Here is a 24,974-nt window from a genome sequence, read left to right on the forward strand (position 1 = left end):
TCGCTATACCACAAAGCAGCCAGCCAAGGCTTACGACCTTGTTACATCATAGCACTGTGTAATTTGAATGTTTGAAGCTGTCAGCTGACATCATGAAACTCCTACTGTGAGTTATTCTTTTTGTCGCCCAAAATTTGCAAGATAGCATTTGTAGCAGCCCCGGCCCTCAAAAGTACGCTTTCTTACAATTTGTTGGAAGCTATGATTGTTCTTGCAAATCCACCAGACTTTCAAAGTCGATGCCGCAGTTATCTCTTTACCGGAGAGCTTGCCGTTCTTCGTTGGATGCAGCTCTTTGGCTAATTTAGGGAAAAGTTTTGCCAGACAGTTTGTAATAGATAGCCGTCTATTGAGACAGAAAGGGCATTTTGTTCTTACCTGAACTCGCATGTTGACTGGCGCCAACCACTCATGATCTGCTCCGCTAGAGCACTTCCACCATATCTTTTCACGGCTAGTCAAAGAGAAGTCTTGTGGCTTCAGTGGTTTGTTTTTACTGGGATGAAATTGCTTTGCCAGTTCTTTGTCGCGTGATAGGTTGTTTGTGCTGGAGGCTAAAGAGCCTTTACAGAACGGGCAACGCTCTCCCTTGCGGCGGTTAAATGTTGAAATCCAGAGATGGTCTTTACTTACTTTGCATTTCCAGTGGACTTTGTTCTTGATTGAAAGCTTGTAAGGGTCTATGCCTTTGTTTCTTTTGCTATCAAACTGAGCGAGCACTTTTGGATAACTTCTGAGATCTATGGTGTCGCCTATGCCGCACTTTGGGCAACCGGTATCCTTTGAACTGCGGCTGTTTATGCTCACTAACCAAGTATGCTTGGAATTGGTTTGGCATTGCCACCAGTAGCGGTTGGCGCCTCCGGCAACATCTTTTACTTTCTTCCTGTTTCGCTTTTCCATGAACTCTTTGGCGAGGTCTGGACGCACAGTGACTAGAGAATTGGTGACCGATAGCTTCTTATTTGCGCAAAAAGGGCAGCCATTATTTCCACTGCGAAAGGACCGAACAGCAGTAAAAATCACAGTCTTAAAAATGTGATCAGGGCCTTTGGGGCAGCGGAACCAGACTAGAACATTTGCGCCGCTAGAGAAGTCTTCGGGGCCGAAGCCACAATTGTGCTTGTAGTCCCAGAGCGCGGCTACTTCTGGATAGGCGCGAGATAGTGGAACTCGTTTTTCGAGCGGATACGGTTCATAGATTTCTTCAATATCTCGCTTCTTTACTGGCATATTTCGCGCACTAGAAGAGGGTAAAAATTGGACTCTATTATTTCACCGTATCATCAGCGGAATAAACAACAGTTTCGCCGCTGGAGAGATCAATACATGCCGGTCTAAAAACGGCTCAAAAAAACGTCGTCGGTTATCGCAGCAATATGAAATCGCCATGGCACCCGTGGCGCCTAAGGCTCATTTTTCAGGGGCTGCTATTACGCGCGTGCGCGCGATAGTGGCAAAAACCGCGAAAAACGCAAAAATTTGATGTTTTATTGGTAATAATAAATGGTAATAGTAATAATAAAGATAATAGTGGTAAAAATAAAGTGTGGTAAGATGTCTCCATTGATGAATGGAGGGCTGAAAGATGGCACGCAGGCACCCGATAGACCCGGATGAGCTTTTTGAGACCGCCAACCGGCTGGTAGCAGAAGGTAAAGACGTAACCGCGACCACGTTACTTGATGCCCTGGGGGGCGGTAGCCTCCGGACCATATATAAGTACCTGGAGCAGTGGAAGGATAAGGCGCCAATTGTGCCGGTCAAGAAAGCGGTTGATATTCCAGATCGGGTGCAAGCCTCTTTTGCTATGGCCTGGCGTATGGCCACAGACGAAGCCGCCATTGAGATTGAGGCAGTGAAGCAAAAGGCTGCTGAAGATGTGGCGGCAGCAATCAACCGCTTTCAAGAAGCCCTGAATGCTGCCGAGAGGCTTGAGCGAGAGGCCCAGGAGGCCGCCGAAACAATTGATGGTCTCAAGTCGCAAATGGTGACTTTGACAGAAGAAGTCACTAGCCTGTCTGCTACTGGAGCTCGGTACAAGGCTACTGCCGAACAGTTGGAACAGCAGGTAAAGGCCCAAGGGCAAGAGCTTGAGCGTATGCATAAAGAACGTGCCGAAGAGCGCGAAGAGCACGCACAGCAAATAACAAAGCTGGAAGAAGGTGCCGCGCAATCGGCTAAGAGATACCAGCAGGAAATTGATAGTCTCAGAGCTGTGTTGGACGAGGCGCGCGGTAAAATTACTGAAGTTGAAAAACAGAGAGACGAAGCGAAAACCAGCATTAGCGACAGTCAAAAGCAGTTGGAGAAAGCCGAAGCCGCGGCAAAAGCTGATAGAGCAGAAAGAGACGCAGCAATTAAGGAAGCGGCGGAGTTGAAGGGGCTCTCGGGTTCATTGAAAGAACAAAATGCCGCACTGATGGCCAAGCTCAATAGTGATGAAAAATCAGAGAAGAAGAAGTAGAAATAGAAGTAACTAAATGACAAGCAACATCATCGCCACAAAGCTGTTAACAGCACAGTTTGAAGAGATTCTGGCAATAGTTGATACCACCGTGACAGGGGCAATTCTTGGCGGTGTTCATCCAGTATCTTTTGAAGCGCTTTTGTCTATTTGGTTTTTGCGTTTTGCATTGACTGGTCGAATTGGTAAAACTTCAGACAAGCACTTTGATAAGTGGTGCGATATCGACAGAGTCTGGACACCAGTAGTTAGTCGTGTCATGGATTTCGTTGACGATTTTGATGGCGAAATCAAAGCAACTGCCGACTGTGCCGAGCTTAATTTCTTGCGTAAGGAATGCAAAATACGCGATAGGAAACAGGCAGAAATAGAACGGCGTCGCGATGGTAAAAAGGCAATTATAACTATTGAATGGTTGCTATTTACCTTTGGAAAGAGAGCCGAGCCGATAGATGAATCACTCGTGGAGCTGGCGTTCTTGGTGGTCTGGTTTAAGTTGGCCGCACTCCTTAAGCAAACTGATGATGAATCATATTTGATAGTCAGACAAAACTGGCTAACCGTGCAGCAGACCTACTCGGAAGTAATGGATCGGCAGTGGCTTGCAATGGGTTGACCAACCGTACCTCAAGCCTCAAGCGCCAAGTCAGTGCTCCAGTAGCGCTTTTTCAGGCATGTACTATCTGGCTCATGCGTCAGAGGCTGTTGCTGCATGGAAAGTAACTTTATCTGCTGTATGTCACTGCACAGACTGATTTTCTTTGAGAAGTTTTAGTTGCAGTCGCTTGTCTATTTTTTGATTCTCTTCTTTGAATGGCGCTGAATCTTGCTATAGCCCTACCTGGCTCTGCTCGAATATTGTTTTTTTTGTCTGCCTAATCTAGTTCTGTCACTGCCACTGGTGCACTGCTTGTTTGTTGCCGCGATCTGGCTGTGGCTTGGGAGCGCCGGTAGAGTGAAATAGGTGCTCATGTGTACCTCGCGTGCATGTCTAAAAGTGCCTACCGTGACACGGATTTTGTCTGCTATCCAATGGCGACCCCCTTTTGAGGGGGCGCTTGCGCGTCCATTGGGCAGCCGCACTCCGTGTCTTTCTGGGGGCACTAACAAGCACTTGGAGGTGCCAAAATGAACAACTCAATCACAATAGTCGGTCGCGTCGGTCAAGCCCCTAGCTCAGTTTCGTTCGGCGATACTGGAAACAAGGTGGTGAAGTTTTCGGTGGCGGTAAAAGAATTCTCGTCTAATACCGACGAAGAAAAAACAATGTGGCTCGATGTCGATGCCTGGAATGGGCTAGGTGAGCGTGCTCTCAAGACCATCACTAAAGGGCGTGAAATCGTGATCAACGGAAGACTGTCTCTCTCTAACTTCTCAAAAGAAATAAACGGCGTGAAGGTGCAGTTGACCAAGCCGGTAATAAAGCTCACGTCCTTTCATCTCTGCGGTAAAAGGCCGACTGATGACGAGACTCAACCAGAGGAGCAACCTGCTCCGAAGAAAGCGAAAGCCGCCAAAAACTAGGCTGTGCTTGAGGCAGGGGTTAAGTAGCCTCTGCCTCTTATGGCTTTTCTCTTTATTATCGATTTTTGTATGCCACCGGTAATGGTGTCACTGCTTTATTGTTTTGTCTGTTTGTTTTTTATTCTGAATTCTGATGTGGCTTTTCAGGTTCTTTAAGCATACGGGGGTAGCGCCACCGCGCGTCAAGCGTGGTGTTAGTGCCGGCGGAATGTTTGACCCTTCCGCTTGACCCCCAGAGCCACCCCCGTACCCCCATAGCTGCGGCGAAAAGCCGCTGTTAACCGGAGGTTACTGAGGTGAAAACAGAAATGAACAGAGAGAAACAGGCGAACCAGTACGGCCTTGAACTCACAAATAATAGTAAGACCTCATGGGCCTTCAGTATGCCTAGAAACAAGACCTGTGTCATGGCTACAGATGTCTGCCGCAAAGTCTGTTATGGCAACGGTATCCGCTACCAGAGCGAGGCTCAGAAGGCAAAGAGGGAGCGCAATTACCGCACTGTCGAACTGCTTTTAGATAGAGGTGGCCCTGAGTTATTGGCAGAAAATCTCACGGTGCTAATTGATCAGGTGAGACCATCTGATTGGCTTGCTGCGTCAATTATGGGTGAGAAGACCAGGACGCCCTGGACAATTCGCATTCATGATCTAGGCGACTGGCACGAAGCTCGATACGTGAAAGCCTGGCTGATAGCCGCTAAATCCAGACCTTTATGCAAACTCTGGTTTTATACCAGGAGCTTCCAGGAGAAGAAGCTATTCAAGGCAATAACAGAACTGGCTGCCTTACCCAATTGTCAGGGCTGGCTCAGTGTCGATACTGAAAACTTTGAGGCTGGTTTACTAGCCTACGCCCAGGAGCCTGGTGTCTGGAAGCTGGCGCTGTTGCAGCAGGAGCGGGATCTTGTAGAAGAGTTACTGCCCGAACTTATCAAAACAGCAAGAACAAAAGAGCTTGTGTCTTTTCCTGTGCATCGCGGCGGTCGGCATGTGGAGCCAGTAATAGACGCTGGTATGTATACATGTCCGGCTGTTGTCGGTGTCTACAAGTTGGAATCCAATGCCGCGAAACTGAGGCCATGCCAGACTTGTAGCTTTTGCCTGCCTCAGTGATGTGGCACAGCATTGTCTAATTTAGTCTCTGTCTCGCGCCCAAGCAGTCAAAGTGTCCTTAGTTGTAGCGGCATGACATGAGGAGTCACTGTGAACTTAACGATAGTTGAAGCGCGTTGAGACAGTGGTGTATAGCCAGCTTTAAGGCTGAGCAGAAGAGGGATATACAAGATGATAAAAATGTATATTTAATTCACGCTCGACAGGATATATCCTAAAGTCACTTTTCAAGAGGGCGTGGCAATGGTAACAAAAGCAGAGCGGACGATAATTGTGCCAGACACAATTTATATGAAGGTCTACAGGCTGGCAGAGAACGAGCAGACAAACATCCCTTTTGTGATCAGGCAACTTTTGGTAAAGGCGCTAGCTGATGAGAGAAACCGGCCTGATTGGTTTTATGAAATGCAGCGTGAAGTTGTGGGCTTGAGAAACGACGTGCTCGCTGCTCAACGAAAGAATGAGAAGCAAGATCTTTCAGGAGAGCAGTTGTTGCTAGAGCTGAAACAGCAGATTGCCGAGTTGACTGCAGCTTTAGCTGTCGCACCAGAGAAGACAAAAGTTGAGATAGAAGACGAGAAAGCATACGATTTTATGCTTTGGCCTGAAATCGCAAAAGAGCAAGAGCCAATACTAGAACCATTGATAGATGCCGAGCCCGTAGAAGTGGTAGTTAGCATTAATCAGCAGGAAAAAGGCAAGGTAATAAGGCCGTTCTTTGGCAGGCTCAGTCAAATGTTTAACAGTGTTCTTAGTTGAGTTAGCCTGATGCAGAAAAGGCGTCGAGCCAAGGCTTACGGCGTAATAAACAGCATAGTAAGGTGCGGTGCTTGAGCCCCTAGTGTCAAGGGCATTTGGCTGGTATTATTGACTTCGTCTGGTACGATAAGAATGATGACCCTGAGAGCCTGCGGCAAGCTTGTTCTCGGGGTTTTCTTTTGTCCCTTATGAGATATTTTGTCGTTCACAATGACCATTGACCTTGTCAAATGGATATATCATTTTCTCTTGACGGCGTTCTGAAATTGGCTGGCCGAAATTTTGAGCAAGCGACAAAAAAAGAGCGCCGTTCAAGTTTTCAGTTTGCTGCACCGGCCTAGCTGCGACAAGCTGGGCTATACACACGCAAGTTGAGTAGACTTGATGGAAAGAGTAGATATGACTTATAGAAGAGAGTCTTGCTGGCTGACAGAAATATCAATCAGCGCCCAATGCGCAGAAAAGTAGGCTTTTCAGCGTATCTTCCAGTTGTTGACTGGGGCAGTTTTTGTTAAGGCAGGCATCCATGCCAGATTCTATGCAGGTAGCAAAAACTTTTGAATCTTCACTAGAGGTATAGCCAATGATGGGAATACTGCTTTTTAGAGTGGTTCTGATGTATTCCGTACAATCTTTGCCAGTCAGACCGGGCATTTGATAGTCCATGATGATGCCGGAATACTTTTTGAGTGCAAGTTTTTCGATGGCTTCGGTACCGCTAGCAGCATCCTCAGTTTTATACCCGAAGCTATTTGCCAGCAGGCAGGTAGACAGTCTGCTTAGATCAGTATCGTCAACAACAAGAAGTAGTTTTGTTTGTGGCACTTGATAGAACCTCCAAAAAATTCTCAAGCAATCTCTTGGCAATAATAAACTTTTGGAGCAATGATGGCTATAGTCTGCGATTTAGCACTTAACTAAACTCATAGTTTGTGGACTGATAGTTCATAAAGCCAGACATTAGTTGGCGTGAGAACTGAATTACGAGCGATCAAAAAGTTATCGAGGCGCGTTAGGGAATTGCGTCTGGAAAAGAAGTGGACGCAGGAGGAATGTGCCGCTGAAGCGAAGATAGCCACTGCTTATCTTAGTGGGCTTGAGCGTGGCGTCAGAAATCCTACGGTCAAGGTTTTAGCTAGGCTAGCCGAGGCTCTCAACCAGCCACTCGCTGTTCTTTTTGAAGAGAGCCGAAACGGGAAGCGCTAGTTGTTTTGTACATCGAAAGTTGTATTTGGCATGTGCGGATCACTTAAGCCGGTTTTATCCATTGAATTATTGCCTGTGGTGAATCATTGAGCTGGTTTCTTACCTGCTGATTGGCTGGAGCAGTTGGTTTGACTGGCTCTTGTGCTCTTGCATATGCAGCCTCTTTTGGAGCTAACTGCCGAAAATAGGGCAGATCTGCGCTAGCTACAAGGGGCGAGCCTCGCTGTGCTCGGTCCGTTGGACCCCTTTTCGCTTGCTCGATATGCCCTCAAACATTGGCGTTAGCACCAAAACGAGAGGACAGCAAAATGGCAGAACTACAAGAAAAGCTCAATCAAGCCCGCGCCGAATTCCATCAAGCAGTAGCCGCTGAAGACTCAGCCCTCGAAGATGCCGCCTGGGCTAAGTACATGGACCTGCGCTTTGCGATGGTCCAATACAAAAAGGCCAACAACCTTCCCGGTGCCACCTTCTAGGTGGCCTGGGCGCCAACGGCTGTTCTGTGGCAATCGAAACTTATGCTTACCAGTGTGGTTGCCTTAGAATGAAGGCATGGATATTCTCTGGTCACTTGGACTAATTGTCATTTTGCTTGTCGCGTTAAACAACATGGCAGGAGGCCGGGCCTCGTCTGTTCTTCGACCGGTGGCCGGGATGGTGACAAGGCTGTTGTCGATGGTGGCTCGTGCTGGTTTGAACTTAGTCGGCATAGTCTTTAAGTTTTCAGTTGGAACAATTAAATTGCCAAAGTCTAAAGGTGGTAGAGAGGCTGGCCGGGGTGCTGGACCTCCGCCATCGAGGTGGAAAGATTAGTGGGCCTTCGGCTCTCATGGGTCAAGCTTATCAAAATCACTTATAGAGGGCCTTGATGCCAGTTAGTCAATCAGGCTTTATATCCAACGCAGCCGCTGAGCGGATTGGTCTTGGAGCGAGTGTCCGAGCACTTGCAGCTTCAGTTTGATTGAAAGAACTTAGAAAATTTAGTGGATCGGTTTGCAAGAAAAAAGGACAATCGTCGAAGCTTGCACCGGTCTTTGGCTTGCAGACACCGCTTGTGACTTTGCACGATAAATGCGACATGTTTTTGCAACATAAATGCAGCTTGCACGATATTTGCACTCCCTCCATATGTATGGTGCAAGCCGCGTAGGAATTTGCCTATTTCTGGCTATTTTTTAGATCTTTCTGGCAGATCTAGCAGCAAGCTTTTGGGGGAAGGCTATTGGTTGATTATCTTGGCCGTGAATTTTAGAGCAGCACAGTCAGTCTGTCTGCTCTACTTCAGAGGACTAAGACCTATGGCAACGATTGCGACAGGTCGGGCGTATAAACGACCTGCTGTTTAAACGTTCATTTAACCTTTGATAGCGAATCCTAGTGAAGTAGTTTGTGCTGAGGGAAATTGAAATGGAAAGATTTGAGTCGGCCAGTCCCATAGAAGCAAGAAAAACATTTGCAGAATTCAATGCAGCAGAGCTATTGCAGCCTTTTTCAAACAAGCTTTTAGGAGAAACAAAGTTGCAACCGTTGACTGACTCACCTCAGATTGTTCAGAGTGCACAAGCTCGTGTAGGTGAGTCTTTTGACTATGCTAAATCTATCGGAATCCCCAAAATTTCTGACGGAAGCAGCTTCTTCAGGAAATTAGGAGATGAAAAACCAAGAATTTCTGATTCTGTATTGTCCATAAAACCAGTGCAAGCGGGCTTGGGCGAAAACCTTGCACTACTTGGAAGTTTAGGCGGTGCTGTGGCTGTCATGGCCGGTAAAACCTCAGTAGACAAAGTTTTGACTAAAACAATAATGGCAGGTGGTGGACTGGTGCTCAGAAATCCAAGGACCAGCGCCTTGTTAGCTGCCGTAGCTTACGTCTATAACCTATTTGGATCAAGTGACACGAAAAAACGATAAGTGTTTTCACTCTATCGTTGTCAGCTGATCGCTTATTCGTTTTGTCGGACCAAAACTACTGACCTTGGACAATGATCAACAATATAGTGAGCAACAGGATCGTTGACCATCAAAAAAGAGGAAGGACCACCGGGCTTGCCGGTGCCTACAAACACCATATCGACGTTCAGGTCAATCGCAGCGGTGACTATACCCGCACCAATCTCGGTGACTAGGCGAACTTCAGCGACGGCATTCAGGTCGTCTTGAGTAAGATCATCGACAACTGACTGTAGTTCCTCTTTAGCTAAAAGAAAAGGTTCATCTGTAGCAATCAATTCGGCAACAAGGCCCAGTGAATGTGGATCAGCAAGTACTTTTACAAGCGTCAATTTCGACTGTGTGGCCGCTGCAAGATGCACTGCTAAAGCCAGAGTCGCTTGACTTTCTTCTTGGCTAACAAAGGCGACCATGAAATGCATATAAATCCTTTGAACCATTCCGCGTTCATCGCTAAGGCAATCATGGTCGCAGCAAGCTACTAAGGCCAAGTTAAGACCATCTTCATCACAAGGTTCTCTTGGCTAGAGCAATGCGATCAGTTAGGCGCAGTGCCGTTATGACTGTAGAACTCAGTATGCAAGCCCGCTGCTGAGACTTTAAAGTCCTATTTTCCTTCCCTCAGTAACAGCATAATAAAACGCCACCCCCCGCTTTGGGAGGTGGCTGTCTATCTCAAAACTCGCGTTTTAAAACCAGATCTACTTGCCTGGATGTTTGATAATTGGCAATCTAATTTTCTGCCCTGGCAAAATTAAATCAGGATTTTTGATTTGGTTTGAATCAGCAACTTGTTTAACAAATTTCTGAATCTGATCGTTTGAGCCTGTAGGTCCAAGCTCACGGCGAGCAATATTCCAAAGGTTGTCGCCCTTTTTCACGTCATAGATCTTACTGTCAGGAAGATCTTTTAGTGGTGGTTCAAAAGTGTCTCTTGCTTTCTCTCTAGCTCTCTGGCGAGATTCTGAATTGTTATCTTCTGAACCAGCAGGTGTTTCAGGTCTAGACAATCTCGCTTGCTGTCGTTGCAGTTCTGATGAATCGTCAAGCCTTGGCTGTCCCCATTTATCGTTTCTTCTTATCCAGTCTGCTTTCCAATCTTTGTTGTCAACCAACTCCATCTGTGGCAAAACATCTTGCTTGACTAGATCTTGAGAAGACGGCCGCGAGTCACTAGCTAGTAAGACACTGTTACTGCTCCTAGTGCTCCAATCTGCTTTCACCGCTGAACTGTCCGCTAATTTGTGGCTTTCAGTTGCTCTAGTTTCAGTTTCAAAACGATGTGTCATAAATTTTCCTCTAATAGCTTGGAAGCGCTCAAACAGTTCAGCCTCTTGGCTTCGTGTGTAATATAGACATTTCAATGTTTAGAGAACGTTTAAGGAATGTGTCGCCTAGGATGCTAACAGTTGGCAGAAGAGCGCCCGATAATCCATCTTTGGTAACGTTCCTGAGTTTCAGATGCTATAAAATTGCAGTGCACTTAGTAAATAAAGGCCACATCAAATTTTCATATGGCTAAGCTCCTGATCGTTGATGATGATCAAATATTGACCAGCCTAGTCAAACAGGAAATGGAAAAGCAAGGCTGGATGGTCGAAACAGCCCATTCCTTCAGTGACGGCAGACAGTTTCTCGAATGTTTTTCTTTCGATTTGATAGTGTTGGATTGGTCATTACCGGATGGAACAGGACTCACTCTTTGTCAGGGTTTTCGTCGAGCAGGTGGCACTACACCAATAATATTTCTTACCGGACGAAATGATATTGACAGTAAAGAGAGCGGTTTGGACTCCGGTGGAGATGAGTTTCTTACAAAGCCCTTTGATATTAGAGAATTACTCGCTCACGTAAGGGCTATTCAGCGCCGTCCCGCACATTTCATGCAAGATGCACTCACTGTGCGTGGTGTGACCCTGGACACTAGATTGAGCCGCCTGACTGGTGCCGACATAGACATTAAACTTTCGCCTACAGAACTTGCTTTGTTGGAGTATCTATTCAGGCACCAAAATCAAATATTTTCTGGTGCGGATTTATTCAGAAAGGTTTGGCCTGCAAATCGTGAAGTACAAGATGACACAATACGGGTTCATCTGCACATATTGCGTAGAAAGCTAGCAGTAGCCGGACTAAAGGATTTCATTAAAACAGTACGTGGCTCAGGCTATATTTTAGAATCCAGGTGAGAAATTGAAACTACGAATCATTCACAAAGGTCTGATTCTGTTGCTATTACCGTTTCTGCTGCAAACGGGTTTGTTTGCAACACTCATGTCACTCATAAATGGCGGCGAAGCATTAGCACTAAAGCAACAAGCGCAGGTTACTGCCTTGAATCGCATCACCGTTCTAATTGTGGATTTCGGAGACGCTTGGACCTCAATATTCAACCATGTTTTTGCACCAACGATGGCTGCGGAGCAGTCTTTGTCACCGGAGCAGTTTTATCAACGTGTCACTGGTGTTATGAATGAGTTAACTGCCCTACCTCACTATGGACAAACTCTATCGACTTATTTGGCCGATATTAAGGAGGTCCGAGACACACAGTATGCACTTCTGAAAAGAATCAGTGAAGAGAATTCAGATGGTAACAACCTGAACATACTGAGAGTGATGTCTCAGCTTAAAAGCTCAAAGCCGCAGCTCTTCAAGCTTATGCGCAAGATGAATTACCTCAAGCAAGTAATGGAAAAAGAACAGTTGGCGATCGCCAACACTATGCAGGAAGAAAATCAAAAGCGATCTACAATCAAAAACCTGATGATAGCTGTGTTTATCGTACAGTTGGTTCTCACAACCGGCTTGCTGATGTATTTCCTTCGCGATATCAGTAAACGCTTGTCATCACTAGTCACTAATGCCAGGCAGTTGCCGGATGAAAAAACATTGACAGAGAAAGTAGGCGGAGATGACGAAATCGCTTATCTGGACTCAGTCTTGCATCAGGCTTCGGACAAACTTAAGGAGGCCGCTCAGAACAGAAAATCAGTTCTAAACATGATTGCACATGACATTAGGTCACCATTAATGTCCTCGAAATTGTTGATTGACAATCTGCTTGATAGCCCTGTCGAAAGTCAAAGGAAATCAACTGGAGATAGTCTACGTCATACTTTCAAACAAGTTTTGACACTTGTGGAAGATCTGCTTTCTATCGAAAAACTAGAGTCGGGTCGAATTGCCCTGGATTTCGATATGATTGAAACTGATAAGTTAGCTCAATCTGTATTGGAGAGCTTAGCTGTCCAGGCCAGCCATGCTGGAGTCATCTTGAGAAATGAAGCTACGCCACTACAGGTAGTGTGCGATTCGGGCCGTATTGCACAAGTTCTGACTAATTTTGTCAGCAACGCTATTAAGCATTCACCACCTGGAGGCACAGTTACAGTCCTTTGTAGTCAGCTACCACAAGCCATTTCGTTCAATGTTATCGATGAAGGAAATGGGTTAAGCAAGAAAGATGCATCACGTGTATTTGACAAATTCTTTCAAGCAGAGGCTGCTTCTGGAGCAAACAAAGCTGGTTTTGGTCTAGGGCTTGCTGTCGCCGCCATGTTGATTAAGCAGCATGGTGGTGAAGTAGGAGTTAATACAACTCTTGGTGAGGGTTGCGATTTCTGGTTTACTCTGCCAGTCGACGAAGACGAATAAGTCTACGCAAATTGACAATATTCAAGTTAGTTTCTGCCAGAACCAGGAATGGGTAGACTTTTCAATTCTGGAGCAACCGAGCGACGTTGCTCACTTTTTCTCTGCGCCACTTCTTTTGCAGTCTTTTCTGCAAGTATTAGATTGGCTTCAACCTGTTTTTTGAACAAACTGGAAGTTTCGGTCAATTCTAACTTCTTTCCGGCTGCAAAGGCGCGCGCTAGTACTTCTTGCGTCGCGAATTCATCGATGAAAAGTTGTCGAAACTCCCTGTCACCGCTACCTGTGATATTTGCTTTTAAGGATTCTGGTTTAACGATTACTAGGTGCTTCCCAGCGACGTACGATTGCAGATCTTCATAAACCTCTTCTGTGATGCCGCCTAATCTTTTTTGTGCACCAGATGTATAACCTGGAAGCATGAGCTTAAGCTGCGCATTTTCTTGGGCATGTTTTGTAGAATCAACTACAAGTATGGTTCCATCCTTTGATTTGGCATAGGTGATAGCCGTCTTGACTGCTTTTTCCAGATCCTCAAGAGAGGCAAACATATCTCCAGTTCTAGCAAAATACATTCCTTTGTCTTTAGCCAAACTCGTTTCAAATTGACCAGAGAAAGATAGACGAATGGCTTTTTCGTCAAAAATTGCTTCGCTCACAATACCTTTCTCTACTGAACCTTTCGTCAAAGCCGGTGTTTGGGTCAACTCGCGAAGAGCTCTTCTGTTATTTCCTAAAATTGAATATAGTGTTGTGGTATCGGCAGTTTCAATAAAATTTGCTGTAGGAATAAAGAAGTTCGTTATTTGCCCTGATGCATTTTTCACACTTAGTTCATTACAATCAGGAGACCACCTTGGAGCCGGATAGTGTTTTGCATTTTCTTCATAGAAGTTTCTTTTAAATTGAAACTCGTCATAAGGTAACATTTTCAGTTTGCCGTGAGGCGGCGAAGAAGGAGCAGGAACATCTTTCACCATGCTTTCTTGTTCCAAATATGGACGCAATGGCCGCCCTTCTGCTGTCTTTTGCAAAAGCGCTGGATCAAAGTCACCCATCGTTTTCTTGAAACCGGCTCTATTGCCATTAAAGATTGTTTCTAAAACGGATTTTGGATTAGTACCTTCTTTTACATCCCAGGCTAGAGACCTACTGTGATCTCGCCTATAAACATTGGCTACATTAGTACTTAGATTGTGAAAGAGCGTCGTATTTTCGTCTATTTTCGTTAACCTGAATGAATCGTCAATCTCAACCATCTTAATGAATTTCAAATCTGGTCGTTCTGTTGGAAGGATTTCTCTGACAGTGGAAGACTTACTCATGTGTGGGAGAAATAGTTTTTCTCCAACTAGCTCTGTTCCGTCACTAAATACGACTTTGTTGGTGCTTAAATTTCCCTCTCTCAAGCTCCCTTTGGTCTGCCATTTCAAATTCATGGATTGCAATTTCTTATCACCGTCGGCGACACTCCGAATGGCACCAAAAGGTTCAAAATCCATAACGGTCGCTTTTTCAGAGCGCAGAGCTGACTCAAATCTACGAAAATCCGGTACTGAATATTCTGGATAAACCGATTTCGATAGTGGTTTGATCGGTACTCTCTCTTCGATTGCCCAAGAACGTGGGCCTCTGAGTTCATCTATAATACGCGGGATGCTCGGCAGGTTTGAGCCTGGTATTGAAATCCTAATTTCACCCGCAGCCTTACCTATGGCAGCATTACCATTAACACCGGCAGCTCGTGCACCAGTCATAGCTGCACTTTCTGCTGGTACTGCACCTAACTCGCTCAGCGGCGAACGAGCACTACTAGGTGGACTTGAAAGGTCAGCTCCCGCTCTTACAACACTTCCTGCAAACTTTCCACTACCTTTTGGGTGAGGTCCAGAAATTGGCTCGATTGGCCCACTAGGACTATTCAGTGCTCTTGGAATTTGCAATCCTTCTGCTGAGTTACTAGCCGGAGCCAACGGCGAACGCGGACCGGTAGGTAGGTTCGGTGGACTCGGTACTTCCGGAACTACACTTTGTGAAATCCTAGCTCTTCCGAAAAGAAATCCACCCAGCCCTCCACCTACAAAACCTAATGCTGCACCTGTTGGATTGGCGACCGAGTCGAGATTTGCTTTCCAAAAAGCTTGGCCAGCTCTTTCTCCATCCACTCGCTTTTGTTCAAATAGTGAGGAGATTTGCTGAGTATGCCCCAGAACGGCCCCTTCTGTTCCAAATCTAACTGCGCTGACTGCTCGTGATTGAAGTGCTGCTGGTGCTGTTTCTGCAATCATCCCAGTGGTTTTTCCAAGAGCACCAGCGAAAGGAGTCATTACACCTATAAAAGCTCCAGTAGCTGCATCATCTAGTGGTTTCGAATAGCTTCCATCGACTGCCTTCAAGCCTGATTTAACTACAGCACCTCTTACGGCTAAGTCAATAACACCTTTGCCCCGTGCAAGAGCAACAGCAGCGAAAGTAGCAGTATCAGCTAAAAAGTTAACGCCTAATCTTTGATCGTTATTGTATTCTCTGGCAGTATTGGTGGTTTTCAGGCTTATACGGCCATCAGCAATCTCGGTTGCTTTCACAATTTTGTCTGTTTGACCAGCGGCCACTAGCTGTTTTGTTCTATCAATATTTTTCTGTATGGCTTCGGAACCCATATCGTAGTTGAGTACATTGGACCAACGCCTTGCAAACCATGAGCCAGTTTCATAGCTACCACCAAGATTATTCTTCATCCAGTCGTACGAGCTTCCTAGAACACCTTGGGTATCTCGGCTCTTATGGAAGTTGTGCTCTGCTCGGTTGAGTTCCTTACTCAAGTCCACCAAATTAAGTCCGACAGCTTGCCCGGCTTTGGAGGGATCTTCTGGACCGTCTATTTTTGCGGTCTTATCCATTTTTTCGTCACCTCAACGTTGTCGCAGTTGCATTGGCTAGTTCAACAGTTGTAAGGTGAGCAACGTTTAATAAACGTTTAAATGGAATCAAGCCGACTGCAAATGGCAAGCGTCGGGTGTAAGTGACACTCAGAGGACTATGGGCGGATTATCTTGGCCGTGAATTTTAGAGCAGCACGGTCAATCTGTCTGCTCTACTTCAGGGGGCTAACGCTTCCGTCTTATATAAGCCCACCAGTCTCTAAGGCATTCAAACCCATCAAGAAGCAATAGCAGCATCGGTGCAAGCCAGCTATATTCAAGAGGTAGAATTTGTAATAGGCCTAGTACCAGGCGAAGGCCTTGAGCTATTGGTGGTTTGGCCGCTTCTAGTTCAGAGGAATGGCTTTGAGGATATCCCTGTTGGCCTACTTCTGAAATAGTAATTTGCTGGCCGAAGCTTGAGCCAGAGGCAGCTGTGACTTTGCACGATAAATGCGACATGTTTTTGCAACATAAATGCAGCTTGCACAATATTTGCACTCCCTCCATATGTATGGTGCGAGCGGCGTAGTATTTAGCCTATTTCTGGCTATTTTTTAGATCTTTCTGGCAGATCTAGCAGCAAGCTTTTGCTGGCAGCCTCAACAAGTTCGGGTGAAATGATAGAAATAGAATTGATGCCACGAACGCGCTCTATTTCAGTCTGAATGTTGAGAGCCTTTTGAATATTTGAGCTTGTGACTTCTTCGATTATTGTTATGGCAGCATCTTCAATGGCAACTGCTTCTTTGCGCCATCTAATCTCTAGTATTTGTCTCAACTCTTCAGCGCGTGGGGGGCTATACTCGTGATATAGGGCAACATCGCAACCGACCGGGTCAAATAGTCTAATTTTTCTATCGAAGCCAGGCACTGCCAGTAGCACTACACCGATATTGTATTTTTTTCGGAAGTCATTAGTTGCTTCCAGGCAGTCGAATGATAGGCGGTGAGCATTGTTGATGACAACAAGCTCCAGAAAATCCTTGCGTGGGGCCTGTCTCAGTAGCTCTGGTTGATACCAATACAACGAATCCCGAACCAGGCTGTCAAATTTGTTTCTGAGAAACAGTAGCGATGAGTTCAACTTTTTTAGGGAGCATTTGACTTCTGCGTCCCAGTAGGCCGAGTGACAGTCTGTGAGCTTTACCGGTGGTGACTGTGGTCGACGTGGTTTGTCCAAAAGTGGTTTGACGATCTGCCACTGTGCATATGCTTGACCTGAAGCTTCTTTTCCAACTCCTGGGCGGCCAGTACAAATGCCGATGGTGCGATTGGTTCTACAGAAGTTCGCAAATTCGATGAAACGCCTATGTTGCCTTGTTTCTATAAATTCGCCAGCCTGCTCTTTATGCATCTACTGTATATCTCCGAATAACTTGACGAGGTCTTTCTGGCAACGCAGGCACAATGGTTTCTTCAACCGGTGCTGGAGGAATTGGTCTTGCTGAGTCAGCGGCATAGGATTTCACGAGATCTTTGGCACCGGTTATCTTCTGGCGTAGCGACTTCTTGCGAGAGTTTTTGGCCTTTACTATGTCTTGATAGGTGGGCTTTTTTTCAACAAGCTCCGGGCACACTGCAGAGCAGACGAATTTGTTTTCGTGAAAAACAAAAATTTTGGAGACATCCATTGGGTCATAGCGGACCAGTACTGATTCGCGCATGTAACCATTTTGCAGCTCTGTATCAATATAGGAATAGTTGAGCACGTGAATACCATCTCGGCGAACTAGGCGAGTTTCGGAGATAGTCATAAGAAGCATGTGCAGCTTGTCTAAGGTCTCAGGCATCCTTGGCACTTGTGGTTGATTGCACCATCGGAAAAATGGGCTTTCGCCTGTGTCTTCGTTTTCGCGCTGCATATACTCATTGATCAGCCAATCGTGAAAAGTTCTTCGGAATTCGTCAAGCGTCATGCCAGGCTGCTTCGGTGGCTCACCTTCTGCTGTGTAACCGGTTAGATCGCAAAGGAAAAGTTCATTCATGGTCAGGAAAAAACGTTCAATTTTTCCTTTTCCTTGGGGGTAGTATGGACGTCCTTTGATTAGCTCAAACTCTAGCTCTATGGCAATTTGTTTTAATCGCAACGAGGTAAAATCCGAGCCTCTATCTGTGTACAATTTTTCGGGTATGCCGCAGGCCAACCACTTAGGTTCTGCCTTGTGCCAAATTGCCTGTCGTAAAGCAAGAGCGGTTCGTTGCGCCGATGGTGGCGCAAAATCCAGATAATAACCAGTAACTGCCCTGCTATAGTCGTCAAGGATGATTGTTAGAACAGGTTTGAGGGCTTGACCATGCTCATCCCAGACGAAAATATCCATGAAGTTGTGATCTGCCTGCCAAATTTCATTCGGACAGCTTGCTTCAAAGCGATGAATCATTTCATAGTGCCGCCTGTATTCAGCACTATCTCTAGATAGAGTGAGAAGATCAGCTGGAATACTGTTGTGAATCCGATAGATATTCCAGTATGTTGGCTCGGCCCAAAACTTTTTTGCACAGATTCTGGCGATCATGCGCTGAATGGATGAGCAGGGTAGATTCGGCAAGGCAATTCGATGAGCCCTGATCAGTTCTGTCAATTCATCGCTGATTCCGAAAGTGCCTTTATCAGTGCGCTTCTTGCGCTCTAGAGAAACGAAGCCGCCTTTTCGAAAACCGTCAAGTATTCGAGAAATAGTTGTTCTGTGCACTTTGGTTTCACGTGCGCGCTGGTTGATGCTCATGCCCTGCTCTATGCATGGTGCAATCAGCGCATATCTTTCGGAAGAAATGGCTTTATCGTCTGGTGTTTTGTGTTCGCTCAGAAGGCTGGCATCCGTAGTAAAGTGTAGTAGTGAAACTTGTAAGTTATGCTAAAGGTTGGCACCAAGCCGAAAGCGGCATGGAAAGACTAGCAAAAGATTGACGCAAAACTTAATACTAAAGATATAAGATTTGCTAATAAAAAGGTAAATGCTAGAGTAGTGAAAATCGGCTACGCAAGAGTATCTACAAAAGAGCAAAGTCTCGATATACAAATCAAGGCACTCCAGCGCGCTGGATGTAAGCTGATATATCAAGAAAAGGTTTCTGGTGTCGGTCGCACTAGGCCTGAGTTTCAGAAGATGATGCAGCAGATTCGGCAGGATGATGTTTTGATCATTTGGCGATTGGATCGACTTGCGCGATCGACAAGAATGCTTCTTGAAACAATCGAAACACTGCAAGAACGTGGTGCTTCGTTTAAGTCGTTGCAGGAGCCCTGGGCTGATACCACTTCTGCTGCCGGTCGGATGGTAATGACTTTCTTTGCAGGTATGGCTGAGTTCGAGAGGGATCTAATACGCGATCGAACAGATGTGGGTCGCAAAGCTGCTTTGGAGCGTGGTGTGAAATTCGGTAGGCCTAGCAAATTGTCGGATGAGCAGTTAAAGCTTGCAAGAAAGCTGATCAAGCAAGGTGAGTCAATTCATGCCGTAGCGGATATTTTCGGGGTGCATTTCACCACCCTCTACCGATATCTTCGCGGCTGATAATTTTAAACTAACTGTTTGGATGTCATATTTATCGTGCAAAAAAGTGTCGCATTTATCGTGCAAAGTGACACCGCTTGTTGCCATATCGCAATCGGTGCAGCGAAGGGAAAGATGGCTTATGTCCTTTTCGTCAACGAGATGATGTATGCCTAGAGAGGTTATGGCAGAAATAGCGGCTTCAGATGTTCCCATGCGCTTCTTTGAACCGATACGGTTGTATAGGTCTTGGTTAGTTGGATATTCGCATCGACGGAAAACGGAGATACCATTCTCTGGACCATTTCCCATATATTCTCTTCGTCTGACAAAATCGCGTGCATCCAAATTAGGTCTGCCGGTTGCAGGGTCGAGTTCTGCGGGCGTGCGTATGATGCCTCGCAGAACAATTTCGTCGGGCTTGGTTTTCTTGTCGCAAGGCATAAGTGATAGATACGACTAGGCTACAGCTACAGCAGTCAGATTGGAGCTGAAGTTTTGCTCGCTGACCGCAGTCTTGTTGCGAAAATATTGAACAGAACCATCACATTTGACATATGCATGGAAGTGTTCGCCAGTGTTTTCCCAGTCGAGCGAAATTTCGGCGTTAACAGTTAGGCCCATTTTGGGTCTGTGAGCATCAGCTTTTTGAAAGGTTTCAAGAATCTGGATAGTTGACATGCGGCTAAGGTTCGTCGGAAGGATATCGCTCTCGTCAGCAAACTCGCTTGCTTCAGCACAAAGTCTATTGAGTTGGTCAATTGCCTTCTCAAGCCATTTTTCAGAAATTTGTTTCTTTGCAACTAGCATAACTGTAGCTCTGTTTAGGTTCTTAGTCGAATCATACCCTAATAAGACAGATTTGAATACTTAAAAGTGCCCACTGGTGGGAAAACCACCACACTTTGTTAGGTTGGCGTAGCTCATGATGGTTCATTGACAAGCGCTAGCGCTTGTCGTCATTGCACTGCTGTTCTGAAATTGATAGCTGAGGATGCAGCGCGCTAGTGGGCAACGACGCGCCACAGGCACGGAGCGACCGAAGGGAGTGGAGCATTGCCAGAGAGGTATTTGAGGCTCTGCGAAAAAACCGATTCTGGTAATGCAAGATACAATGCGGACGGTTGCCACATATAGAAACCTAATATATGGCTGTTTATTAGGTCGGTGGAGCTAGTAAAAATCTATGGCAAAGGTCGGTGATGACGTATATTATATTATAGACGGGCAATAGATAGGTTGGTGGATATGGCGGCGAAGAAACAGTACCAGGATATCAAGGTAGGGCTGAACGAATCAGACCGGATGAGATTGGCGACAGTAGCGAGAGTGCAGGAGCGGACGAAAACAGAGGTAGCCAGAGAGGCTATTCGTTGGTATCTGGATAACTACGAGGAAATAAAAGCGCAGCCAAGGGAAGGGAAGATGGCAGAAGCGATGATGTATGCGACCAAAGAGATCGTGCGGGCGATAACAAGCGGAGTTGACCGGATCTGTGCGATGTTGGCGAGGCAGGGGCGGGCAATAGGAACGCTGTATGAGCTTCAGTACATGGCCATACCTGATCAAGATGAGGCCGATGTGTTGTTTGCAGAAGCCATGAAGTTGGCGAAGCAAAAGCAAGCCAAGTACATTCAGGAAGATGAGAAGGCGTTAATAGCGCAGCAGAAGAAGGTGGTACTTAGCCCGTGATAGTTGTAAGGCACAGCTATATATCGGCCAGAGACCGGCAGAGCCGGAAGGTTGCCGGTGGTCAGCCTAAGCTGGTGGCTGTCGGTCGGGCGTTGGCGCACCTGAAGTACATAAAGCACCGGCCGGGCGAAGATCGGGAGCCAGGAGGGCGAGAGTTTTTTGATGAGACCGAAGACCGCCTGGACGACAAGTCATTGCGTCGGGCGGTGAGAGAGCAGCGGGATAGCAAGGTTGTTGTTCATAAGCTGACGTTGGCGCCGGAGATTAATCCGGGGGACAAGCGGCAATTTACCCGTGAGGTCATGCACAAGCTGTCGTGCGAGAAGGGCTTAGATCTTAAGTGGATAGCTGTTGAGCACAATAATACGGCGCACCATCACATCCATGTTGTAGTGATGGGCAATGACAAGAACGGCAAAGAAGTACATTTTGACAAAAGAGACTATGAGCGGGTCAAGGAGCATGGAGACAGGTATCTGGAGCGGCTACACCCGCTGGAGATGGAGCTATCGCGGACGAGGCGAGAGCGCAAGGAGCGTGAGCGAATAGAGCAGCGCACAAAGGAGCGGGAGTTCGAGCGCCTAGAGCGGGTGCGAGAGGGATTGGAGCTGTCATATTTCCACAGAAAGATTGTGAGAGAGCAGCTAGAGCCATATCAAAAGTGGAAAGACAAGCCACGCAAAGAGAAGAAGCAAGCAGCCGACGAGCCAGAAAAGCCCCATTTTCAGAACACGATTGAGGCCACAGGCAAGGAGTGGAGCAAGGAGAACACTCTTGCTGAGCTTCAGGAGTTAAACCAATATCTGTGGGACAACCCAGAAGAGCGTATAGCAAAGCCAGAGTATCGCAAGTTAGTCGCGTGGATGAAGGAGAAGGAGCGCGCTTTAGAGTCTGGGCTACAACCTGAGGTGCAAACTAAAAGTAAGGCTCCTGAGGGCAGCGAGGGGCCTCTGGATGCTTCTAGGAAGGACAAAGAATACTTTGAGTATCAAGGCAAGAGGTACAGCAAAAACAGCCCTTACGAGAAGTTGAGAGAGCTATCGGAAAGGCTGCGAGACAAAACGGCAGAGAAGCTACCAATTGAGGACTATCAGAATCTGCGTGGTTGGATAGACCATGCTGACCGGGCGCGGTGGTCTGGCATAGTTGAGAAACAGTTAGAATTATCAAAGAAGCAATATGGCAAAGAGGGTGCACAGAAGACAATGCCTGACGCACATAGGGTTGTTGTTGATCCAGTTCAACAGAAGGTAATGGCCAATCCTATTGTGGGGATGTTTGTTTCTGGCGCGTCGTTTGCCAACGAGTTGGTGAGGTGGATACCGCTCACCGATCAAAGAGATCGCATGAAGGAGGCAGGCGACGCCTTGGAAGATGCGAAGTTGGCCAGGCACCAGGAGCATGTGAAGCCAGGGCGCAAGCCAGAAGAGAAGGCCCGAGACAAGCAGTCGATAGAGCGGCTAGACGATGGCATTGAAGAGAATAAGAGGGCGCAAGACGAGCGGAAGAAAGAGAAGAAGCGCAACGAGAAGAAGCCGGATAGCCCATTCCGTCGTGACCCATGGGGGCGCATGTGATGAGAGTCGAAGACACTGGCATAGTTGACACGGCTCTAAAAGACTTCCCGATACTGGCAGTTAATGTTCTTGATCGGCTTGGCTATCAGATTTCGAGGGCCAGCAAGCAGCTCGATCAGATATTGGCTACAGAGAGAGTCGACGAGCAAGTTGGCCGCGACTGGTGGCGGCATGAGTATCGTCTCGTTCTGAGGTGGCGCAAGGCCAGTAGCGGCGTGTTTGTCAGCCTGGAGCTAGAGGAAAAGAAAGGCTCTGCCAGTCGCAGCGACTGCCAGAAGCGCAGTGACAGGATTTTTCTGGAGTTAAACAGAGACGCAGTAAGGGCGCATGAGGCAAGGGCTCAGCGCGAGGTCAGTACTGTGCATGGGGCGGCTCGTTGGGGCAATGCCGAAGAGCTGAAAGCAGCAGGCTATATTCAAAAGACGCCTGACGCTAAGAGGCTCATCATCGGCCGGACACCAGAGAAAGAATACTTACAAGTGCCGGAGTTCTGGACCCATGCTCACTCGATTGTGTGTGGCCGCACAGGCGTCGGTAAGTCACGCGGGTTTTTCATCCCGCAGCTAATTGAGCGGATTGGCACGAGCATGATAGTGACTGAGGCGACGCCCGGCTACGAGTCCGGCGAGTTGTACAAGCTAACATCTGGTTGGCGTAAGATGGCCGGGCATGACATTTATTGCTTCAACCCGTCAGATATGAGTTCGCACAGAATCAATCCGATAGACAGGATTAGGCGAGCGCCAGAGGAGCTTAAGGCGCAGCTAGCTGAGAAGCTAGCCGATTTAGTAATCATGAATGGAGAGAGTACCGAGAGCAGGGGCGAGCAGACGTGGAACCGCTCAGAGAAGCTTTTGTTGATACCTCTAATTCTTCATGCAGCAGCTGGGGAGCCACAATTTGGGCACTTCGGAGCTTTGCGCTGGCTGCTTTTGCTGGGGCCAGATAGGCTAGCTGAGATACTGAAGCGCAGCCCGTCAGACGTTGCTCAGATGGAGTTTGAGGGCTGGATGAGGCTTTCCGGCGAGACAGATTTTAAGTACGGTGTGTTTTCAGGACTGCTCACAAAGCTCAATCCTTGGATGACCGACCAGATGGTGACGCTGACAGAAACAACAGACATCGACCTAGATGGGTTCAAGAACCGGAAATTTACTTTCTACTTGGCAGTACCGAGTCGATCGAGAGACAGCAAATTGATAGGCTCATTGATGGTCAACTTCCTGTTGGATCACATCCTTGAAATTAGGGAGCAGATGAAGTACCCAGTCACCATGCTACTTGACGAGTTCACTAACTTCGGCAAAATATCTGGCATTGGAGACACACTGTCGATTATCCGTAAGAACAAAATTGGGCTGATTCTGGGATTTCAGAACTATGCACAGTTGGAGCAGGTCTACAGCAGACGAGAGGCGCAGATAATAATCGACATGCCGGCGACGCAGGTTTATTTCAAGCAAAAGACGTTCAAAGAAGCGAAGGAGCTTAGCGAAGCTATTGGGCGCACAACCATTGAGGAAGCCAGTGTCAGTGACTCTGGGCGAGTACAAGAGTTTGTCCAGGGGCGAGCATTAATAACGGCGGACGAATTGATAAGTTTGAAGGATGAAGTGATTGTCTTTACCGCTGATACAAGGCCGCTCAGGCTGCCACTAACATCACCTACTGCATACGAGCAGGCGCTGGCATATGACGCGCCAGAACGAGAGAAGCATATCGTGAGTGAGTTTGTGCGCAAGCGCGGACACATGGCTCGGAGCCAAGAGAAAGCACAAGAACAAAAAGAACAAGAAGAGAAAGAGCAACAGCAACAGAAGCAAGGTCCATCGGCAAGCAAAGACCAAGGACCGTTGAATAAGAATAGTCAGAACAGCAGTCAATACAAGAACAATAAGTCTAATAAAAATAACAAGAAGGCAGGTAGTGGCTTTGAGAGGCAGAGGCCAGCAGCCACCGAGAAAACATACAATGAGAAAGAGCCAGAGGAACGCAAGCCATACAAGAAGCCGGATCGTACTCCTGGCGCTCCTGATTTTAAGTAACGAGAGAAATAAGTAGAGGGGGCAAGAAACAGATTATGGGGCTAGGATCAGAAACGTACTTGCTCCTGCACAAAATGCTGGAAGCAGCAAAGACAGAAGAAGATCTGGAGTTAGTGCGCAAGAACTTTCAGCTAGTTATTGATGAAAATCGCGGTAGCAAAAACCGTGATGATCGGTTTGACGTGGCATGGTCGATGTCCTGCTTGGCTAGCATCTATGTTCGGTTGGAGCAGATAACACTGGCCGAACAAGCCTATTTGACAGCAATTAGGCTATTTGACGAAAACAATATGCCGATAAATTCTGCCGGTCTATCGATGGCGCTGGCTAAACTTTACGTTGAACTAAGAAGGTTAGATGATGCAGAGAGTCAAATGAAGGCATACGTTGAATACGAGACCAAAGACTGGGGAGTTGGAAGCGACCATGCAATGGCCGCACAAGAAGAGCTTGTGCATTTTCAGAAAACCGGCAAATTTATTCAAGCATTTGAGCACAGGTGGTGCCAGCCGTGTGGAATTGATGAGTATGGAATTGGCTTTGCCGAATGACCAAGTAACATAGAAT

Annotated in this window: 22 protein-coding genes; 14 read left to right on the plus strand and 8 right to left on the minus strand. The window is 46.8% G+C overall.

What is annotated here, in order from left to right; translation table 11 throughout:
* Positions 1-111: 111 nt before the first annotated feature.
* On the minus strand, positions 112-1,233 hold the full coding sequence (locus tag WC815_21200) for a zinc-ribbon domain-containing protein (protein MFA5911300.1): 1,122 nt from the start codon (positions 1,231-1,233) through the stop codon (positions 112-114).
* A gap of 355 nt (positions 1,234-1,588) precedes the next feature.
* On the opposite strand from WC815_21200, the gene WC815_21205 reads away from it, so the two are divergent.
* The 5 genes from WC815_21205 to WC815_21225 all read left to right on the plus strand — a co-directional run bounded on the left by WC815_21205 (position 1,589) and on the right by WC815_21225 (position 5,865).
* Complete coding sequence (locus WC815_21205; GenBank protein ID MFA5911301.1) at positions 1,589-2,467, plus strand: DNA-binding protein; 879 nt, start codon at positions 1,589-1,591, stop codon at positions 2,465-2,467.
* A gap of 16 nt (positions 2,468-2,483) precedes the next feature.
* Positions 2,484-3,083 (plus strand): hypothetical protein, encoded by a 600-nt coding sequence (locus WC815_21210; GenBank protein ID MFA5911302.1) that lies wholly within the window; start codon positions 2,484-2,486, stop codon positions 3,081-3,083.
* 512 nt (positions 3,084-3,595) lie between these two features.
* Positions 3,596-3,991, plus strand: a complete 396-nt coding sequence (locus WC815_21215; protein MFA5911303.1) for a single-stranded DNA-binding protein — start codon at positions 3,596-3,598, stop codon at positions 3,989-3,991.
* A gap of 296 nt (positions 3,992-4,287) precedes the next feature.
* Positions 4,288-5,106: a hypothetical protein gene (locus WC815_21220; GenBank protein ID MFA5911304.1), complete on the plus strand. Its 819-nt coding sequence runs from the start codon at positions 4,288-4,290 to the stop codon at positions 5,104-5,106.
* A 237-nt stretch (positions 5,107-5,343) separates the two neighbouring features.
* On the plus strand, positions 5,344-5,865 hold the full coding sequence (locus tag WC815_21225) for a hypothetical protein (protein ID MFA5911305.1): 522 nt from the start codon (positions 5,344-5,346) through the stop codon (positions 5,863-5,865).
* Between the two features lie 438 nt (positions 5,866-6,303).
* Here the strand turns inward: WC815_21225 and WC815_21230 are convergent, their stop codons facing one another.
* Positions 6,304-6,690, minus strand: a complete 387-nt coding sequence (locus tag WC815_21230) for a response regulator (GenBank protein MFA5911306.1) — start codon at positions 6,688-6,690, stop codon at positions 6,304-6,306.
* Positions 6,691-7,379: 689 nt separating this feature from the next.
* Here WC815_21230 and WC815_21235 point away from each other — a divergent pair.
* Together WC815_21235 and WC815_21240 are read left to right on the plus strand one after the other, a co-directional pair.
* On the plus strand, positions 7,380-7,547 hold the full coding sequence (locus WC815_21235) for a hypothetical protein (GenBank protein MFA5911307.1): 168 nt from the start codon (positions 7,380-7,382) through the stop codon (positions 7,545-7,547).
* A 913-nt stretch (positions 7,548-8,460) separates the two neighbouring features.
* Positions 8,461-8,982, plus strand: coding sequence for a hypothetical protein (locus tag WC815_21240; protein ID MFA5911308.1), 522 nt, complete (start codon positions 8,461-8,463; stop codon positions 8,980-8,982).
* Between the two features lie 32 nt (positions 8,983-9,014).
* Here the strand turns inward: WC815_21240 and WC815_21245 are convergent, their stop codons facing one another.
* Both WC815_21245 and WC815_21250 read right to left on the minus strand, forming a co-directional pair.
* Positions 9,015-9,434: a universal stress protein gene (locus WC815_21245; protein ID MFA5911309.1), complete on the minus strand. Its 420-nt coding sequence runs from the start codon at positions 9,432-9,434 to the stop codon at positions 9,015-9,017.
* A 288-nt stretch (positions 9,435-9,722) separates the two neighbouring features.
* Entirely contained in the window at positions 9,723-10,310 is a 588-nt protein-coding gene (locus tag WC815_21250; GenBank protein ID MFA5911310.1) for a LysM peptidoglycan-binding domain-containing protein, read from the minus strand.
* Positions 10,311-10,535: 225 nt separating this feature from the next.
* Here WC815_21250 and WC815_21255 point away from each other — a divergent pair, with 225 nt between their 5' ends.
* Entirely contained in the window at positions 10,536-11,210 is a 675-nt protein-coding gene (locus WC815_21255) for a response regulator transcription factor (GenBank protein MFA5911311.1), read from the plus strand.
* A 4-nt stretch (positions 11,211-11,214) separates the two neighbouring features.
* Positions 11,215-12,678: a HAMP domain-containing sensor histidine kinase gene (locus WC815_21260; GenBank protein ID MFA5911312.1), complete on the plus strand. Its 1,464-nt coding sequence runs from the start codon at positions 11,215-11,217 to the stop codon at positions 12,676-12,678.
* 26 nt (positions 12,679-12,704) lie between these two features.
* On the opposite strand, the gene WC815_21265 is transcribed toward WC815_21260, so the two are convergent.
* The 3 genes from WC815_21265 to WC815_21275 form a co-directional block, all read right to left on the minus strand.
* Entirely contained in the window at positions 12,705-15,575 is a 2,871-nt protein-coding gene (locus WC815_21265) for a hypothetical protein (GenBank protein ID MFA5911313.1), read from the minus strand.
* A 571-nt stretch (positions 15,576-16,146) separates the two neighbouring features.
* Positions 16,147-16,953 carry an ATP-binding protein gene (locus tag WC815_21270; protein ID MFA5911314.1) on the minus strand — a complete coding sequence of 269 codons (807 nt, stop codon included), beginning with the start codon at positions 16,951-16,953 and terminating at the stop codon, positions 16,147-16,149.
* Complete coding sequence (locus WC815_21275) at positions 16,946-18,325, minus strand: Mu transposase C-terminal domain-containing protein (protein MFA5911315.1); 1,380 nt, start codon at positions 18,323-18,325, stop codon at positions 16,946-16,948. The genes WC815_21270 and WC815_21275 overlap by 8 nt, the downstream gene beginning before the upstream one ends.
* 240 nt (positions 18,326-18,565) lie before the next feature.
* Here WC815_21275 and WC815_21280 point away from each other — a divergent pair, with 240 nt between their 5' ends.
* A complete protein-coding gene (locus WC815_21280; protein ID MFA5911316.1) occupies positions 18,566-19,114 on the plus strand; it encodes a recombinase family protein in 549 nt (182 codons plus the stop codon).
* Positions 19,115-19,552: 438 nt separating this feature from the next.
* Here the strand turns inward: WC815_21280 and WC815_21285 are convergent, their stop codons facing one another.
* Positions 19,553-19,903, minus strand: a complete 351-nt coding sequence (locus tag WC815_21285; GenBank protein MFA5911317.1) for a hypothetical protein — start codon at positions 19,901-19,903, stop codon at positions 19,553-19,555.
* A gap of 438 nt (positions 19,904-20,341) precedes the next feature.
* On the opposite strand from WC815_21285, the gene WC815_21290 reads away from it, so the two are divergent.
* From WC815_21290 to WC815_21305, 4 genes are read left to right on the plus strand one after another with little or no spacing between them, the layout of a single operon-like run.
* Positions 20,342-20,785, plus strand: a complete 444-nt coding sequence (locus WC815_21290) for a hypothetical protein (protein MFA5911318.1) — start codon at positions 20,342-20,344, stop codon at positions 20,783-20,785.
* Positions 20,782-22,362 carry a hypothetical protein gene (locus tag WC815_21295; protein MFA5911319.1) on the plus strand — a complete coding sequence of 527 codons (1,581 nt, stop codon included), beginning with the start codon at positions 20,782-20,784 and terminating at the stop codon, positions 22,360-22,362. The genes WC815_21290 and WC815_21295 overlap by 4 nt, the downstream gene beginning before the upstream one ends.
* Complete coding sequence (locus WC815_21300; GenBank protein ID MFA5911320.1) at positions 22,362-24,407, plus strand: type IV secretory system conjugative DNA transfer family protein; 2,046 nt, start codon at positions 22,362-22,364, stop codon at positions 24,405-24,407. The genes WC815_21295 and WC815_21300 overlap by 1 nt, the downstream gene beginning before the upstream one ends.
* A gap of 59 nt (positions 24,408-24,466) precedes the next feature.
* Positions 24,467-24,958: a hypothetical protein gene (locus WC815_21305; GenBank protein MFA5911321.1), complete on the plus strand. Its 492-nt coding sequence runs from the start codon at positions 24,467-24,469 to the stop codon at positions 24,956-24,958.
* The last annotated feature ends 16 nt before the right edge of the window (positions 24,959-24,974 follow it).

The organism is Vicinamibacterales bacterium, from assembly GCA_041659285.1.
Classification (GTDB): domain Bacteria; phylum Acidobacteriota; class Vicinamibacteria; order Vicinamibacterales; family UBA2999; genus 12-FULL-67-14b.